The following is a 16,946-nucleotide window of genomic DNA, read 5'->3' on the forward strand; positions in this document are numbered from 1 at the left end:
GTGAGCGGAGCGGGCGGCCGGGGCTCCCGGCGGGGACGGGCGGGAGTGTCGGACCCGGTGGCTACCGTGGTCGTGTGACCGCTCCCGCGACCCCCGCTCCCTCCACCGCAGCCTCCGTCGGCGAGGCGCTCCCGGGCGAGCCCGCGGTCGTGCTGGACGACTCCCAGCGCGCGGTGCTCGCGCTGCCCGAGGGCCGCAGCGCCGCCGTGCTCGGGGCGCCGGGGACGGGCAAGACCACGACGGTCGTCGAGCTGGTCGCCGAGCGCGTCCTCGAGCGGGGGTACCCGCCCGAGTCGGTCGTGGTGCTCGCGGCCAGCCGCACCGCCGCCACCGCCCTGCGCGACGTGCTCGCCCTGCGGCTGGGAGTGCCGACCCGGGGCCCGCTCGCCCGGACCGCGACCTCGCTCGCGTTCGAGGCGGTCACCTCCTCCGCCAAGGAGCGCGGCCTCGAGCGGCCGACCCTCCTGACCGGCGGCGAGCAGGACGCCCTCCTCTCGGAGCTCCTCGAGGGCCACCTCGAGGAGGGGACCGGCCCGCGGTGGCCGGAGGAGTTCAGCCCCGAGGTGCTGCGGCTGCGGACCTTCCGGACCGAGCTCCGCGAGTTCGGGATGCGGGCGACCGAGCACGGGCTCGACTCGGACGCGATCCGCGCCCTCGGGGTCGACGCCGAGCGAGGGGAGTGGAGCGCGGCGGCCGACGTGCTCGACGAGCTGCGCGAGGTGGTCGAGTGGATGGCGCCCCAGGCGGGCACCCGTCTGGACGCGGCGGAGTTCGCGGCCTACGCCGCCGAGGCGATCCGCGCCGGCGAGGGCGGCGAGCGGATCGACGCGCTGCGCCTCGTCGTCGTCGACGACCTCCAGGAGGCGAGCGAGTCGACGCTCGTGCTGCTGCGGGCGCTGACGGAGCGCGGGGTGACCGTGATCGCGCTGGGCGACCCGGACGTGGCGACCAGCGCCTACCGCGGCGCGGCCTCCGACACGCTCGGCCGGTTCGCCGCGAGCATCGGCGCGTCCGACGTCGAGACGCTGGTGCTCGCTCGGGTGCACCGCCACTCGGCCGCGCTGCGGGCGGTCGTGTCGGCGGCCACCGAGCGGATCGGCACCGCGGCGGCCGGCCGGCAGCGGGCGGCGGTCGCGGCTCCGGCCCCCGACGCGGGCCCGGCACCCGTCCTGGTGCTGCACGCCCCGACGGCGGCGCGCGAGGCGGCGACGGTGGCGCGGCTGCTGCGCGAGCGGCGGCTGCGCGACGGAGTGGCGTGGCGGCGGATGGCGGTCGTCGTCCGCTCCGGAGCCGCGGTCCAGCCGCTGGTGAAGGCGCTCGCGGTGGCGGAGGTGCCGACCCGCTCCGTGCTCGCCGGACGGGCGCTGCGCGACGATCACGCGGCCCGGGCGCTGCTCGTGCTGGTCGGCGTCGCGATCGGCGAGCGGCCCCTCGACGCGGAGCTCGCGGCGGAGCTGCTGCTCGGCCCGTTCGGCGGGGTCGACCGGCTGGGGCTCCGCAGGCTCCGGCTCGCGCTCCGGGCGGAGGAGCTGGCCGGCGGCGGCATCCGCGCGAGCGACCCGCTGCTGGTCGAGGCCCTCGCAGCGCCCGGCCGATTCGCGACCATCGACTCCGCTCCCGCCCGGCAGGCCGAGCGGCTGGCCGTGACGATCGACCGGGTCCGCCGCCTGCACGAGGAGGGGGGCTCGATCGAGGAGCTCCTGTGGTCGGCGTGGGAGTCCAGCCGCGTCGCGTCCTCCTGGCGCGAGCTCGCCCTCGGCACCGGCCTGACCGCCGCCGAGGCCAACCGCAACCTCGACGGCGTGGTCGCCCTCTTCAGCGCCGCGCGCCGGTTCGTGGAGCGGGCGACCGGGCACTCCGCGGTCGGCTTCGTCACCGAGATCCTCGAGGCGGAGGTCCCCGAGGACACGCTCGCTCCGCGCTCCGTCGAGGACGCGGTCCTGATCGGCACGCCCTCCTCCGTCGTCGGCCTCGAGTTCGACGTCGTGGTGGTGGCGCGACTGCAGGACGGCGTCTGGCCCAACCTCCGCCAGCGCGGCTCGCTGCTCGATCCGGACGGCCTGCTGCGGCACGCCCGCGGCGAGGGCGGACTGCCGCTCGACGCCCGCAAGGCCACTCTCGACGACGAGCTCCGGATGTTCGTACTGGCCGCCTCGCGCGCTCGGCGGCAGCTGGTGCTCAGCGCCGTCGCGGGCGAGGACGAGACGCCCTCCCTCTTCTTCCGGCTCACTCCGCCGGACGCGCCGCGGCTCGATCCGGCCTCCGCAGTGCCGCTCACGCTGCGCGGGGCGGTGGCGGCGCTGCGCCGGACCGCCACCACACCGGACTCGACCGAGGCTCCCGCCGCCATCCGAGGGCTCAGCGCCCTGGCGCTCGCGGAGGTCCCGGGCGCCGACCCCTCCTCCTGGTCAGGGGTGCTCGAGCCCTCGACCACGGAGCCGCTCTTCGACGTCGGCGACCCCGAGCGTCCCGTCTCCGTCTCGCCGAGCCGCCTCGAGGCCTTCGAGCGGTCCCCTCTGGACTGGTTCGTCGACGCCGTCTCCGGCTCCACGACGAGCACGGCGATGGGGGTCGGCACCCTCGTGCACTGGGTCCTCGAGAACGCCGAGCGGCCCGATCCGCAGGAGCTGTGGGCGGCTCTCGAGTCGCGGTGGCCCGAGCTGGTCTTCGAGTCGCCCTGGCTGGGGGAGCGGCAGAAGCGCGTCACACGGCGGCTGATCGACGGCCTCGCGGGCTACCTCGCCGACTTCGAGCGCGGGGGAGGCGTGGTGCTCGGCCGCGAGCAGCAGTTCGAGCTCGACGTCCCGCCCGCCCGGGTGCGGGGCTCGATCGACCGCGTCGAGCGCGCGGCCGACGGCTCCGTCACGATCGTCGATCTCAAGACGGGCCGCAGCACCCCCCGCAAGGACGACATCGCCGAGCACGCGCAGCTGGGCAGCTACCAGCTCGCCGTCGCCGAAGGCGCGATCGAGGCGGCCGACCCGGCCGACGGGGGAGGCGCGAAGCTGCTCTTCGTGGCGACGGGCGTGCGCGGGAAGCCGTACCGAGAGGTGGTCCAGGAGCGCTTCGGCGAGGAGGAGCTGGAGCGGCTGCGCGAGCGCGTCCGCGCCGCGGCCCTGGGCATGGCGGCGGCGGGCTTCTCGGGCCTGCTCGACGCGACCCCGTTCTCGCCCGGCGACGCCCTGCGGTACCGCATCCACGCGGTGCCCGAGGTCCCGGGGGACGGACTCCTGGCGATCGACGAGGTCGACGAGACAGAGGACCTGGAGGACTCCGAGGAGCCGGGTCCCGATGCGCCGGCCGATCCTTCCGGCCCCGCCGACCCCGGCCCCTCCGCCGTCTCCGAGGAGGAGCTGCCGTGATCGACGCCCTGACCATCGCCGAGCGCCTCGACCTGCGCCCGCCCACCGCCGAGCAGCGCGCCGTCATCGAGGCGCCGCTCGAGCCTGCCCTGGTGGTCGCCGGTGCCGGCAGCGGCAAGACCGAGACGATGGCGAACCGCGTCCTCTGGCTCCTCGCGAACGGCCACGCGGCGCCGTCGGAGGTGCTCGGCCTCACCTTCACCCGCAAGGCGGCGGCCGAGCTCGGCGAGCGCATCGGGCGGAGGATCGACCAGCTCGGCGCGGCGGGCCTGCTCCCGCTCGCGCCCGGGCAGTCGGCGCCCGACCCGTTCGAGGCCGCCACCGTCTCGACCTACAACGCCTTCGCGAACACGATCTTCCGCGACAACGCCGCCCTGATCGGCCGCGAGGGGGACGCGACCGTGCTCTCCGAGGCCTCCGCCTGGCATCTCGCGCGGGGAGTCGTGGCCGACACGGCCGATCCGCGCATCCTCGAGGTGGAGGCGGGGATCGACCGGCTGACCGACCTCGTCGTCTCGCTCGCGCACGACCTCGCCGACAACCTCGCCGATCCGGCCGCGGTCGCCGCGTTCGCCGAGGACTTCCTCCGCCTGGGCGAGCTGCCGCGCGGAGGCAGCGGCTCGGGGCTCTACCGCGAGCTCGAGAAGGCGCTGCAGGCCGTGGGCGCGCTGCCGGTGCTGACGGCGCTCGCCGAGCGGTTCCAGGAGGCGAAGGCCGAGCGCGGCTTCGTCGAGTTCTCGGACCAGGTGGCCCTCGCGCTGCGGATCGTCGACCGTGTGCCGCGGATCGTGGACGAGCACCGCGCGAGGTACCGGGTGGTGCTCCTCGACGAGTACCAGGACACCTCCGTGCTGCAGACCCGCCTCCTCTCGCGGCTCTTCGCCGGGCAGGGAGTGATGGCCGTGGGCGACCCGCACCAGTCCATCTACGGCTGGCGCGGTGCGAGCGCCGAGGGGCTCGGCCGCTTCGGCACCGATTTCGGGGGAGCGGGCCGCTTCTCCCTCAGCACGAGCTGGCGCAACGGCCGCCGTGTGCTGACCGCCGCGAATGCGATCGTGGAGCCGCTGTCGGCGAGCAGCGCGGTCGCGGTCGACACGCTGAGCGCGGGTCCTCAGGCCTCCGAGCACCCGGTCGAGCTCACCTTCCCCGAGACGATCGAGGAGGAGGCGGACGACGTCGCCGCCTGGTTCGCCGGGCGGCTGCGCGAGAACGCCGAGCCGCCGTCGGCCGCGGTGCTCTTCCGGGTGCGCGCGCACATGGACCGCTTCGCCGCCGCGCTGGCGAAGCACGGCGTCCGGTACCACATCCTCGGCATCGGGGGCCTGCTGCGGCAGCCCGAGATCGCCGACCTCGTCGCCGCGCTCACCGTGGTCGAGGACCCGGCCGCCGGCAGCGAGCTCGTCCGCCTCCTGGCCGGCGCCCGCTGGCGTCTGGGCGTCCGCGACCTCAAGGCGCTGCGCGACCTCGCCTCGTGGCTCGCGGCGCGCGACCACGCGCACCGGCTGCTCCCGGAGGAGGTGCGCGAGCGGATGCGCGCGTCCGTCACCGAGGGCGAGGGCGGCTCGATCGTCGAGGCCCTCGACTTCATCGCGGCGCGCCGCCCCGGCGACGACGGGCGGATCGACCACTCCGCGCTCGGCGGGTTCAGCGCCGAGGGCCTGCGGCGCCTGCACGAGGCGGGCACCCTGTTCGCCCGGCTGCGCGCCCGGGCCGGGCTCGACCTCCTCGACTTCGTCACCCTGGTCGAGCAGGAGCTGGGCCTGGACATCGAGGTCGAGGCGAACGAGTCGCGCGGGGACGGCCGCGCCAACCTCGAGGCCTTCCGCGAGGCGGTGGCCGGGTACCTGCAGACGGACGACCGCGGCGCCGGCACCGGCTCCTCCCTCCGCGGATTCCTCCGCTGGCTCGTCCTCGCGGACAAGCGCGACGGCCTGGCCCCGCGACCGGAGGACCCGGAACCGGGGACGGTGCAGCTGCTGACGATCCACGGCTCCAAGGGTCTGGAGTGGGACCTCGTCGCCGTCCCGCGGATGGTCGACGGCGAGCTCCCCGGCACGCCGGTCGAGGGCTTCCGCGGGTGGGTCAGACTGGGCGCGATGCCCTACGCGTTCCGCGGCGACGCCGCCGAGCTCCCCGATCTCGCCTGGCGCGGCTGCAGCACGCAGAAGGAGGTCGTCGACGCGATCGGAGCGTTCGGCGACACCCTCCGCGAGCGCAACGAGGCGGAGGAGCGGCGTCTCGCCTACGTGGCCGTCACGCGGGCGCGTCACCACCTCCTGCTCAGCGGCTCGTGGTGGGCCGGCCAGGCCAAGCCGCGCGGACCGGGCGTCTTCCTCCGCGACCTCGAGCAGGCCGGCACGATCCCGCCGCTGCCGACCGAGCCCGCGAACGAGGAGAACCCGCTCGAGCGGGCCCCGCGCACGTTCCGCTGGCCGCACGATCCGCTCGGCTCCCGCGGCGACCGGGTCCGCGCCGCCGCCGCCCGGGTCCGCAGCGCCGAGCCGGCTCTGCTCGGAGCGCGCGGCGACGACATCCGCCTGCTGCTCGCCGAGCGGGCGGTGCGGCTGGCCGGGGGCGAGCGCACGCCGCTGCCCACCCGCATCCCCGCCTCCCGGTTCAAGGACATCGTCAGCACGCCGGACGAGGTCGCGGCGCAGCTGCGCCGGCCGATGCCGGAGCGCCCCTACCGGCAGACCCGGCTCGGCACGACGTTCCATTCCTGGGTCGAGAACCGCTTCGGCGTCCAGGGCGGGGCGGAGGCGGTCGACACCTTCCCCGACGAGCTCGACGACGCCGGCCCCGCGAGCGTCGAGCAGGAGCGGCTCGACGCCCTGATCGCCATCTTCGAGCGCTCGGAGTGGGCCGACCGGCGCCCGGAGGCGGTCGAGATCGAGATCCACCTCCAGCTCGCCGGCCACGTCGTCGTCTGCAAGCTCGACGCGGTGTACCCGACGGAGGACGGCGTGCAGATCGTCGACTGGAAGACCGGGCGAGCGCCGAAGGACGCCGCCGACCTCGAGCTCAAGCAGTTCCAGCTCGCGCTGTACCGGCTCGCCTACTCGCGCTGGCGGGGGGTGCCGCTCGAGAGCGTCGACGCCGTGTTCTACTTCGTCGCCGACGACCTCGTGCTACGGCCCGAGCGGTTCTACTCCGAGCGCGAGCTCGCGGAGTCGCTCTCCTCGGCGACGGGAGCGAGCCCGCGGCCGTGAGCGGAGGAGCCCGTGCGGGCTCCCGGCGTGCGGTTGAGCAGCTCCTCGACCTCCGAGACCGCCAGCACCGGGCCGGTGTCGGTCGAGAGGGGCGCGGAGAGGTCGCCGAGCACGCTGTCGACCAGCGTGTCCAGCATGGCGACCGCGTCGTCCACGATGGCGGAGTCGTCGGTCTCGGTGCCGTGCAGCAGCCAGCGGGCGAGCTCGAGCTCGGCGTAGAGCTGGGCACGCTGGCGGATCGTGCGGTCCACTGCTCCCGCGCGCATCCGGGAGTAGGCGGAGAGCGCCGTCTCCGAGCCCGGGGCGCTCAGCAGCCAGTGCAGGTCGCGCGCCGGGTCGCCGACCCGCAGCGCCGCCCAGCCGAGCACGGCCGCGACGACGTCGCCCGAGCGGAGGAAGGAGTCGGCGGTCATCGAGCCGTTCACCACGGTCGGGTCGAACTGCCAGAGCGCCTCGTCGGAGGAGGCCGACTCCCAGCGCGCGACGAGCGCCGCCGGGACGTGGCCGGTGTCGGCCGCGCGCTCGATCACCGCGACCGTCTCGTTCACGCTGTCGCGCGCGGTCGCGATCGGCAGGCCCGCCTCCTGGACGAACGACACCGGGAGCGAGTGGATCGCCCCGATGGCCCGGCCGATCGAGTCCGCGAGCCCGCTCTGCGCGGCCACGTCGTCGATGAGGACGCGATCTCCCTCGAGGTACTCGTAGACGACCGCGCGGGTGCCGTCGAACGGCGTCTGCCCGACGCTCTCCTGCAGATCGAAGGGCAGGCGGCTGCGGATGCCGGCGGTCAGCGCTCGGAGCGCGACGAGGTCGCCGAGCTGCTCCTGCTCCGCGAGCGCGGACGTGGGAACGCGCACGACGAGGCGGGCGCTCTCGCGCGTCGTCAGCAGGGCGGAGTCGAAGTCGCCGTGCGTCGAGGACGTGAAGGGGCGCGCGGAGCGGACGTCGAGGCCCTCGACGGCCGAGGTGGCCAGCGCGGCTAGAGTGAGATGGGATCTGGCCATGGTTTCCAGGGTAGGCGGCTCGTGCCCGGCCGGCCCGCCGCCACGCGCTGTCCCGCCGATGCCGTCGAAGGCCCGCGACAGCGGTCCTCGCGGCCCCCGTCACGAAATGAGCCCCGGATGTCACTGCCCTTCGCCGATCGCCTCCCGCTCTCGCGACAGGCGGCCGACCGCGACGGCGTCGGACGCTCGCGGCCCGCGCTCTTCGACGAGCTGCTCGCCGATCCCGCCACCCGCGTGCTAGTCCTGCACCACGACCGGACCCTGGTCGAGGCCGACCGCCTCCTCCTGCGCCGCCCCGAGGACGTGACCGCCGGAACCCTCCGGATCTACCTCGGCCGCACGCTCGCCGAGGCCCCCGGCGAGCCGGTCGGAACCCCCGTCATCGCGACCGTCCTCACCGACGCGGCCGCCGCCGAGCTCGAGCCCGACGAGGAGCGGTGGAGCGGCCTGCGCCCGATCGCCGAGCGCCTGAGCGACCGCGACGCGGGCCTGTTCACCGAGGCTCTCGCCATCGCGAACTGGCACGCCTCGCACGGCTACTCGCCCCGCAACGGTGACCCGACCGTCGTCGAGCAGGGCGGCTGGGTCCGCCGCTCGCCCACCGACGGCAGCCAGGTCTTCCCGCGCACGGATCCGGCGATCATCGTCTGCGTCCTCGACGCGGACGACCGCCTCCTCCTCGGCTCGAACGCGATGTGGGGCACCGGCCGCTTCTCCCTGCTCGCCGGCTTCGTCGAGCCGGGCGAGTCGCTCGAGGCCGCCGTGATCCGCGAGATCGGCGAGGAGTCGGGCATGCGCGTCGTCGACCCGCAGTACCTCGGCTCGCAGCCCTGGCCCTTCCCCGCCTCCCTCATGGTCGGCTTCATCGCCCGCCTCGCCGAGGACCAGTCCCCGGAGGATCTGCTCCCGGACGGCGAGGAGATCGTCGAGCTGCGCTGGTTCACCCGTCAGCAGCTGCACGACTCGCTCGAGTCCGTGCTGCTGCCCGGCCGCTCGTCCATCGCCCGCGCGATGATCGAGGACTGGTACGGAGGCGAGCTGGAGAACGGCCCGATCGCGTGACCCTGCTCGACGGACTCGACGAGGGGCAGCGCGAGGCGGCGGAGGCGCTGCTGGGGCCGGTCTGCGTCCTCGCGGGAGCGGGCACGGGCAAGACCCGGACGATCACGCACCGCATCGCGCACGGAGTGGCGACCGGCGTCTACACGCCCGGTCGCGTCATGGCCCTGACCTTCACGAGCCGCGCCGCGGCCGAGCTGCGCTCGCGCCTGCGGGTGCTCGGCGCCGGGGGCGTCCAGGCCCGCACCTTCCACGCCGCCGCCCTCTCGCAGCTCGGCTACTTCTGGCCGCAGCTGGTGGGGGGCACGATGCCCCAGCTGCTCGACGGCAAGGCCCGCCTGCTCGGGCACGCGGCCGAGCGGCTCCGCCTGAAGCTCGACACGGCGACGCTCCGCGACCTCTCGGCCGAGATCGAGTGGCGGAAGGTGTCCGCCCTCTCGCTCGAGCAGTACGCCGTCGCCGCCCGCACGCGCCCCCTGCCCGGACGGCTCACCCTGGAGCAGACGGTCGCGCTCGTGGACGAGTACGAGGGGCTGAAGGACCAGCGCCGCCAGATCGACTTCGAGGACGTCCTGCTCGTGACCGCCGGGATGCTCGAGTCCGAGCCCGCGATGGCGATGCAGGTGCGCGAGCAGTACCGCTTCTTCGTCGTCGACGAGTACCAGGACGTCTCGCCGCTGCAGCAGCGGCTCCTGGAGCTCTGGCTCGGCGACCGGAGCGACCTCTGCGTCGTCGGCGACGCCAGCCAGACCATCTACTCCTTCGCGGGTGCGCGGGCCGACTACCTCCTCGACTTCCCGTCCCGCTGGCCGGCCGCCACCGTGGTGCGCCTGGAGGAGAACTACCGCTCGGCCGTGCCGATCGTGCAGACCGCGAACCGCCTCATGCGGGGCAGGCCCGGCGCCCTCTCGCTCCACGCCGTCGCCGCCGCCGAGGCGCCGGAGCCCGCGATCGACGCCTACCCGGACGACATCGCGGAGGCGCGCGGGATCGCGGCGCGGGTCGCGGCCGACATCGAGGCGGGGGTACGCCCCTCCGACATCGCGGTCCTCTTCCGCACCAACAGCCAGTCGGCGGTCATCGAGCACGCCCTGCACGAGCGTGGAGTGAGCGCGCACATGCGCGGCGGCAAGCGCTTCTTCGACCTGCCCGAGGTGAAGCAGGCCGTGATGCAGCTGCGCGCGGCGTCCGTGTCGATCAGCGGCGAGCCGCTGTTCAAGTCGGTGAGCGACGTCCTCCGCTCGCTCGGCTGGAGCGCCGAGCCCCCGTCGGCGCCCGGTGCGGTGCGCGACCGGTGGGAGTCGCTGGACACGCTGGCCCGCCTCGTCGACGAGGCCCCTGCCGGATGGACCTTCCGGCAGTTCACGGACGACCTGACCGCACGCCAGCAGGTGCACCACGAGCCGGACCGCGGCGCGGTCACCCTCGCCACGCTGCACTCGGCGAAGGGCCTCGAGTGGGAGTCGGTGCACCTGATGGGGCTCGCCGAGGGACTGCTGCCGATCTCGTACGCCGCCGGCCTCGAGGCGATCGACGAGGAGCGGCGCCTCCTCTACGTCGGCATCACCCGGGCCCGCCGGCGCCTGCGCCTCTCGTGGGCGCGCTCGACGGTCGGCCGCGTCACGCGGAGGGAGCCGTCGCGCTTCCTCGAAGAGCTCGGCACGCGCACTCGGGGTGCGGCTCCCGCTCCCGCACGGTGAACGCTCCGGAGGCGTCGCTGTAGACCCGCTCGGCCGCGCGGAGCCCTCGCCAGCCCGCGAGGAGCCGCCGCAGCACGGCGTCGGCGGCCGCCACGGCGATCGCCGCGCTCGCGAGCGGCGTGCGGGTGGGGGCTGAGCGGCCGAGCACCTGGATCACGAGGCGTGCGCGATCCGGGTCGAGGTCCATCCGGTCCCGCTCGGCGCAGTGCAGGCACGGTCCGGACCCCGGCTCCACCAGGGGTCCGAGGCGCACCGATTCGTCGCCGAACACCACCGCCAGGTGCGGCACATCGGCCGCGAGCCAGTGCGCGGCGCGGGCGGGGGCGACCGCGAAGTCGGCGATCAGCACGGCGAGGTCCGGCGTCCCGTCGTCGGCGAGCAACGAGCAGCCCTCGCTCCGGAGCAGCGTGCGCAGTGCGTCCGGTGCCGCGCCCGTCCCCTCGACGACGACCCGCGGTGCCGGGGGAGGGCCTGGCTCGACGCTGCGCAGCAGGACCGGCCGGAGCGCCTCGAGCACCTCGTCGACCCGCGCCTCGCTCGCTCCGGCGCGCGCCGCGATCAGGCGGACGGTGCCGGCGCTGGTGCCCACGCGGAGGGCGTCGAGCAGCAGCTCCTCCGGGTAGCCGACGCCGTCCAGCACCGCGTGCGGCCGGTCGAGGCCGAGCTGCACCGCGGTTGCTGAGCGCCAGAGCAGGGGGAGTCGGGGATCGAGCCGGAGCACCATCCGGCGATCATGGCCGAGACCGGCCCGGCGCCGCGCGAGTTGTCCACAGGCGGGCGCCGGACGGGGGTCAGACGGGGCGGTCGCCCGTGGGGGAGGAGCCGCGGTCGTCGTCGTCCGGCGAGCCGTCGTCGTCGGTCGTGTCCGGGGCGTCTCCGGAGGCGCCGTCGCCCTCGCGCGGCATCGTGCCGTTCAGCAGGTCCTCCAGCGCGCGGTCCATCTCGTCGGGCTCCGGGGTCTCGCCGCGGGCCTCGGCCGTGAGCCGGGCGACGAGCGCGCTCGGGTCGTCCAGGTCCTCCGAGCCGGGGAGCAGGTCGGGGTGCGACCAGAGGGAGTCGCGGGCCTCGGGCCCGACGGCGTCGGTCACGGCCTGCCACATCGCGGCGGCCTCGCGGAGGCGGCGCGGGCGCAGCTCCAGGCCGACGAGGGTGGCGAAGGCGGATTCGGCCGGCCCGCCGGAGGCGCGGCGGCGGCGGACCGTCTCGGCGATCGCCCCGGCGCTGGGCAGGCGGGTGGTCGCCGCCGCGGTGACGACGTCGACCCACCCCTCGATGAGGGCGAGGACGGTCTCGAGGCGGCCGTGCGCGGCGAGCTGCTCCTCCGTCTTCGGCGGGATGAGCGCGCCGGAGGTCATCGCGTCGCGGAGCTCCTCGGGGTTCGACGGGTCGAAGCCCTCGGCCAGCTCCTCGAGGCGGGTGGTGTCGATGCTGATCCCGCGCGCGAAGTCGGTGATCTGCGAGATGAGGGCGAGACGGAGCCACTTGCCGTGCCGGAAGAGGCGGGCGTGCGCGAGCTCGCGGACCGCCAGGTACAGCTGCACCTGGTCCAGCGGGATGTCGAGGCCCTCGCCGAACGCGGCGACGTTCTGCGGCAGGATCGCCGCGTCGTTCTCCTCCAGCAGCGGGATGCCGATGTCGCCGCCCGAGACGACCTCGGCGGCGAGCTGCCCGACGACCTGGCCCAGCTGCAGGGCGAACAGGGTGCCGCCGATCCCGCGCATCATGCCCTCGGCACCGGCGATCATCGCCTGCATCTCCTCCGGGGCCTGCTCGCGGAGCACGCGGGTCAGCGCGTCCGAGATGCTCAGCGCCACCGGCTCGGCGAGCTGGGTCCAGACCGGCATCGTCAGGGAGATCCACTCGAGGCGGCTGATCGAGCGCGGTGTGCGGCTCAGCTCGGAGACGTACGCGACCTCGTCGAGCCAGAGCGCGGCGACGCCGAAGGCCGCGTCGATCGGAGCCCGCACGGAGTCGGACACCGGCGCGGACTCGGCGCGCGCGAGCTGCTTCGCCTGCTCGAGCGAGAGCGTCCAGTTGACGCCGCCGTCGCCGTTCTGCTGCATCGCGCTCTGCAGCTGCGAGAGCAGGTTCTGCAGGGCCACCGGGTCGTTCGGCAGTCCCGCCGCTCCGGCGAGCTGCGAGGGGTCGACCGGGCCGTTCCCCGAGAGGAACTGCCGCAGCATCTCCCGGAACTCGTCCTCGGAGCCGCCGCCCGCTCGGTCCGCACTGTCGCCATCGGCCATCGGGATCAGCCCTCCGTCGCTCACGTGAATCCGGTCGCCGCACCGCCTCCGCGGCCCTGCACGGGGCGCCGGTTCCGGCGCGACTCCCAGTCGTGCAAGCTACGTTAGCCCGAGCGCCCGGGGCCTCGGCGTGCAGAGCACCGCTCGGGCCCAGCCCGCTTCCGCCCGCCGCGAACATCCCGGCGGAGCCGCTCCACCCGTTGCCAGAAAGGCCCCCGTGTCGCTGTTCTCCGACGACCCGCGCCCCTCCTCCTCCCCGCGCCGCCCGTGGGTCGGACCGGTCGTCCTCCTCTCGGGTGTCGCCGTCGTGGTCGGTCTGGGCGTCGCGCCCGCCCCCTACGTGATCGAGCAGCCCGGCCCCGTGTTCGACACCCTGGGCCGCAGCAAGGACGTGCCCCTCATCTCGATCCCGGACCGCACCACCTACCCCACGGCCGGCACGCTCGACATGCTCACCGTGTCGGTCGTCGGCAACCCGCAGAGCCTGCCCACCTGGGTCGAGGTCGCGAGCGCCTGGTTCGACAGGACCAAGGCGGTCGTCCCGGTCGACGCGATCTTCCCTCCCTCCTCCACGGTCGAGGAGCGCGACGAGGCGAACCAGGCCGAGATGACCGACTCCCAGCAGGAGGCGATCGCCGCCGCGCTCACCGAGCTCGGCTACCCCGTCGAGCAGCGCGTCTCGGTCGTGCAGGTGCCCGAGGGCTCCCCGGCCGAGGGCGTCCTGGAGGCGGGGGACGAGATCCTCGCGGTCGCGGGCACCCCGGTCGCCGACGCGACCGCCCTGCGCGCGACCCTGCAGACCCTCGGCACCGGCTCCCCGGTGCAGGTCAGCATCGAGCGCGAGGGCGTCCGGCAGGAGGTGGAGGTCACGCCGCGCGACTCGAACGGCGCCGCCGTCATCGGCGTCCTCCCCGGAGCGGCCTTCGACTTCCCGTTCGAGGTCGACATCCAGCTGGACGACGTGGGCGGGCCGAGCGCGGGCATGATGTTCGCCCTCGGGATCATCGACAAGCTCACCGAGGGCGAGCTCAACGGGGGGCGGAGCGTCGCCGGGACCGGCACGATCGACGCGGCCGGCGAGGTCGGCGCCATCGGCGGGATCCGCCAGAAGCTCTACGGGGCGGAGGGCGCCGGAGCCGAGTACTTCCTCGCCCCCGCGACCAACTGCAACGAGGTCGTCGGCCACGTCCCCGACGGGCTCGACGTGCTCGCGGTCTCGACCCTCGACGACGCCCTCGCCGCACTGAAGGGCATCGCCGCGGGCGACACCTCCGGGCTGCCGGACTGCAGCACCGCCGCTCCCCTCGACTGATCCCGCCCGCCGACCCCGGGTCGACGCCCAGGTGAGCCGGACAGCCGTCGCATAGCATGGGTGGCCTCCCCTCACATCTCGACAGCAAGAGGCCCTCACGTGAGTTCCACAGCAACCGTAACCCCGCCGCGGAAGAGACGGAGCGTCCTCGCCGTCACTGTCGTGGTGGTGGCCGTCCTGGTGGTGGCGTTCTTCGTCTTCGCCGGTCTGTACACCGACATCCTCTGGTACGACCAGCTCGGCTTCCTCTCCGTGCTCACGACGCAGTGGGCGGCGGCGGGCGGTCTCTTCGTCATCGGCTTCGTCGCCATGGCGGTGCCGGTGTTCATCAGCCTGATGCTGGCGTACCGCCTCCGGCCGGTCTACGCGAAGCTCAACTCGCAGATCGACCGCTACCAGCAGGTCGTGGAGCCGCTGCGGCGCCTGGCCACCTTCGGGATCCCCGCGGTGCTCGGCCTCTTCGCCGGCGTCTCCTCCGCCACCCGCTGGCAGACGAGCCTCACCTTCTGGAACCGCACGCCCTCGGGCACCACGGATCCGCAGTTCGGCCTCGACACGTCGTTCTACCTCTTCGAGCTGCCCTTCTACCAGAGCATCGTCGGCTTCGCGTCGGCGGTCCTGCTGATCTCGGCGTTCGCGACCCTCGCCACCGGCTACCTCTACGGAGCGATCCGGGTGAACGGCCGCGAGATCCGCATCTCGAAGGCCTCGCGCATCCAGCTGGCGGTCATCGCCGCCCTCTACCTCGCCGTGCAGGCGGTCAGCCTCTGGCTCGACCAGTACGCGACGCTCGCGCAGCAGGGGCCCCGCATCACCGGCGCCACCTACTCCACCGTCAACGCGACGATCCCGGGCCTGCAGATCCTGGCCGGCATCGCGGCGCTGGTCGCGATCCTCTTCGTCGTCACCGCCTTCATCGGCCGCTGGCGCTTCCCGGTCATCGGCACCGCGCTGCTGATCGTGTCGAGCCTGCTCGTCGGCTCCCTCTACCCGTGGATCGTGCAGAAGTTCCAGGTCGAGCCCAACGAGCGCACGCTCGAGCAGCCCTTCATCCAGAACAACATCGACATGACGCGCCAGGCCTACGGCGTCAGCGACGTCGACGTCATCCCCTACGAGGCGACCACCGACGCGGAGCCGGGCGCCCTGCGCTCGGACGCCGAGACCACCGCGAACATCCGCATCCTCGACCCCGCCGTCGTCACCGACGCGTTCTCGCAGCTGCAGCAGTTCCGCCAGTACTACAAGTTCGGCGACACCCAGAACGCGCTCGACGTCGACCGCTACTCCATCGACGGATCGACGCAGGACGCCGTGGTCGGCGTCCGCGAGCTGAACCTCAACGGCCTCGGCACCAACCAGACCTGGTACAACCAGACGCTGGTCTACACCCACGGCTACGGCCTGGTCGCCGCGTACGGCAACCAGCGCTCGGCCGACGGCGAGCCGGTGTTCATCGAGTCCGGCGTCCCGACGACGGGCGACCTCGGCGACTACGAGCCGCGGATCTACTTCGGCGAGAACTCCCCGCCGTACTCGATCGTGGGCGGCAACGACTCGCGCGACATCGAGCTCGACTACCCCTCGGGCACCGACGGCGCGCAGCAGACCTACACGACCTTCGACGGCGAGGGCGGCCCCGCTCTCGACAACGTCTTCAAGAAGCTCGTCTACGCGATCAAGTTCCAGTCCGAGCAGATCTTCCTCTCGGACGGCGTGAACGACGACTCGCAGATCCTCTACGACCGCGATCCCGTGCAGCGCGTCCAGAAGGTCGCGCCGTACCTCAAGCTCGACTCCGACGCCTACCCGACCGTCGTCGACGGCCGCGTGAAGTGGGTCGTCGACGGGTACACCACCTCGGCCGACTACCCGTACTCGGAGGTGCAGAGCCTCTCGCAGGCGATCGCCGACACGAACACGCAGCAGCAGTTCCCGACCGACGACGTCAACTACATCCGCAACTCGGTGAAGGCGACCGTCGACGCGTACGACGGCAGCGTCACGCTCTACGCGTGGGACACCGAGGACCCGATCCTGCAGACCTGGCAGAAGATCTTCCCGACCACGGTGAAGCCCGTGAGCGACATGTCGGGCGAGCTGCTCAGCCACGTCCGGTACCCGGAGGACCTCTTCAAGGTCCAGCGCGCGGTCCTCGGCACCTACCACGTCACCGACGCGGGCTCCTTCTACTCCCGCGAGGACGCCTGGGCGACGCCGAACGACCCGACGAGCGGAGCCGCGACCACGGCCGCCGCGACCGGCACCAGCCTGCAGCCTCCGTACTACCTGACGCTGCAGACGCCGGATCAGGACGTGCCGTCGTACTCGCTCTACTCGACGTACATCCCGGCGAGCGTCCAGGGCGCGCAGGCCAGCCGCAACGTGCTGACCGGCTACCTCGTGGCCGACTCCGACGCCGGCTCGACGGCGGGCTCCGTGGCCGACGGCTACGGCACGCTCCGCCTGCTCGAGCTGCCGAAGGACGACACGGTGCCCGGCCCCGGCCAGGTGCAGAACGCGTTCACCACCGACCCGACGGTCGCGAACGAGCTGAACATCCTCTCCCGCGGCGACACCACCGTCACGAGGGGCAACCTGCTCACGCTGCCGGTCGGCGGCGGCCTGCTCTACGTCCAGCCGATCTACGTGCGCTCCAACGGAGACACGAGCTTCCCGCTCCTGCAGAAGGTGCTGGTCGCGTTCGGTGACGACATCGCCTTCGAGGACACCCTCGACGCGGCCCTCGACAGCCTCTTCGGCGGCGACTCGGGAGCCGACGCGGGCGACACCGGCACGCCGACGACTCCGGACGCCGGCACCGGCACCTCGGGCGGCGACACCGGAGGCGACGCGGGCGGCACGACCGGCGGCACCGGCTCCACGCCGGCCACGGGCGACCAGACGGCGCTGCAGCAGGCGCTGAACGACGCGCGGGACGCACTCACGGCTCGCGAGAACGCCCTCAAGGCGGGCGACCTCACCGCCTTCGCGGCGGCGGACGAGCAGCTGACCGAGGCGCTCTCGCGGGCGCTGCAGGCCGAGGGCGGCCAGTAG

The 16,946-nt window shown here is 74.0% G+C and carries 9 protein-coding genes; 6 read left to right on the forward strand and 3 right to left on the reverse strand.

From position 1 onward, the window contains the following. The first annotated feature begins 74 nt into the window (after positions 1-74). Positions 75-3,362, forward strand: coding sequence for an ATP-dependent DNA helicase (locus C5D66_RS04445; RefSeq protein ID WP_104256195.1), 3,288 nt, complete (start codon positions 75-77; stop codon positions 3,360-3,362). Continuing rightward, the gene (locus tag C5D66_RS04450; RefSeq protein ID WP_104256194.1) at positions 3,359-6,571 is read left to right on the forward strand and encodes an ATP-dependent DNA helicase; all 3,213 of its coding nucleotides are present in this window, start codon (positions 3,359-3,361) and stop codon (positions 6,569-6,571) included. The genes C5D66_RS04445 and C5D66_RS04450 overlap by 4 nt, the downstream gene beginning before the upstream one ends. Here the strand turns inward: C5D66_RS04450 and C5D66_RS04455 are convergent. Continuing rightward, positions 6,508-7,575: a phosphotransferase gene (locus tag C5D66_RS04455; RefSeq protein WP_104326795.1), complete on the reverse strand. Its 1,068-nt coding sequence runs from the start codon at positions 7,573-7,575 to the stop codon at positions 6,508-6,510. The genes C5D66_RS04450 and C5D66_RS04455 overlap by 64 nt on opposite strands. Before the next feature lie 117 nt (positions 7,576-7,692). Between C5D66_RS04455 and nudC the strand changes: the two genes are divergently transcribed. Beyond that, positions 7,693-8,637, forward strand: coding sequence for an NAD(+) diphosphatase (gene nudC / locus C5D66_RS04460; protein WP_104262666.1), 945 nt, complete (start codon positions 7,693-7,695; stop codon positions 8,635-8,637). Beyond that, positions 8,634-10,334, forward strand: coding sequence for an ATP-dependent helicase (locus tag C5D66_RS04465; RefSeq protein ID WP_104326796.1), 1,701 nt, complete (start codon positions 8,634-8,636; stop codon positions 10,332-10,334). Before nudC ends, C5D66_RS04465 begins: the two co-directional genes overlap by 4 nt. Here the strand turns inward: C5D66_RS04465 and C5D66_RS04470 are convergent. Together C5D66_RS04470 and C5D66_RS04475 are read right to left on the reverse strand one after the other, a co-directional pair. Then, on the reverse strand, positions 10,255-11,058 hold the full coding sequence (locus tag C5D66_RS04470) for a hypothetical protein (RefSeq protein WP_104224835.1): 804 nt from the start codon (positions 11,056-11,058) through the stop codon (positions 10,255-10,257). The two genes, C5D66_RS04465 and C5D66_RS04470, sit on opposite strands and share 80 nt — an antisense overlap. A gap of 67 nt (positions 11,059-11,125) precedes the next feature. Next, complete coding sequence (locus C5D66_RS04475) at positions 11,126-12,577, reverse strand: zinc-dependent metalloprotease (protein WP_104247839.1); 1,452 nt, start codon at positions 12,575-12,577, stop codon at positions 11,126-11,128. 217 nt (positions 12,578-12,794) lie between these two features. Here C5D66_RS04475 and C5D66_RS04480 point away from each other — a divergent pair, with 217 nt between their 5' ends. Together C5D66_RS04480 and C5D66_RS04485 are read left to right on the forward strand one after the other, a co-directional pair. Further along, the gene (locus C5D66_RS04480; RefSeq protein ID WP_104256191.1) at positions 12,795-13,889 is read left to right on the forward strand and encodes a PDZ domain-containing protein; all 1,095 of its coding nucleotides are present in this window, start codon (positions 12,795-12,797) and stop codon (positions 13,887-13,889) included. Between the two features lie 99 nt (positions 13,890-13,988). Beyond that, positions 13,989-16,946, forward strand: coding sequence for a UPF0182 family protein (locus C5D66_RS04485; protein ID WP_258063834.1), 2,958 nt, complete (start codon positions 13,989-13,991; stop codon positions 16,944-16,946).

Origin of the sequence: Rathayibacter sp. AY1B4 (assembly GCF_002932815.1) — a bacterium.
Taxonomy (GTDB): Bacteria; Actinomycetota; Actinomycetes; order Actinomycetales; family Microbacteriaceae; genus Rathayibacter.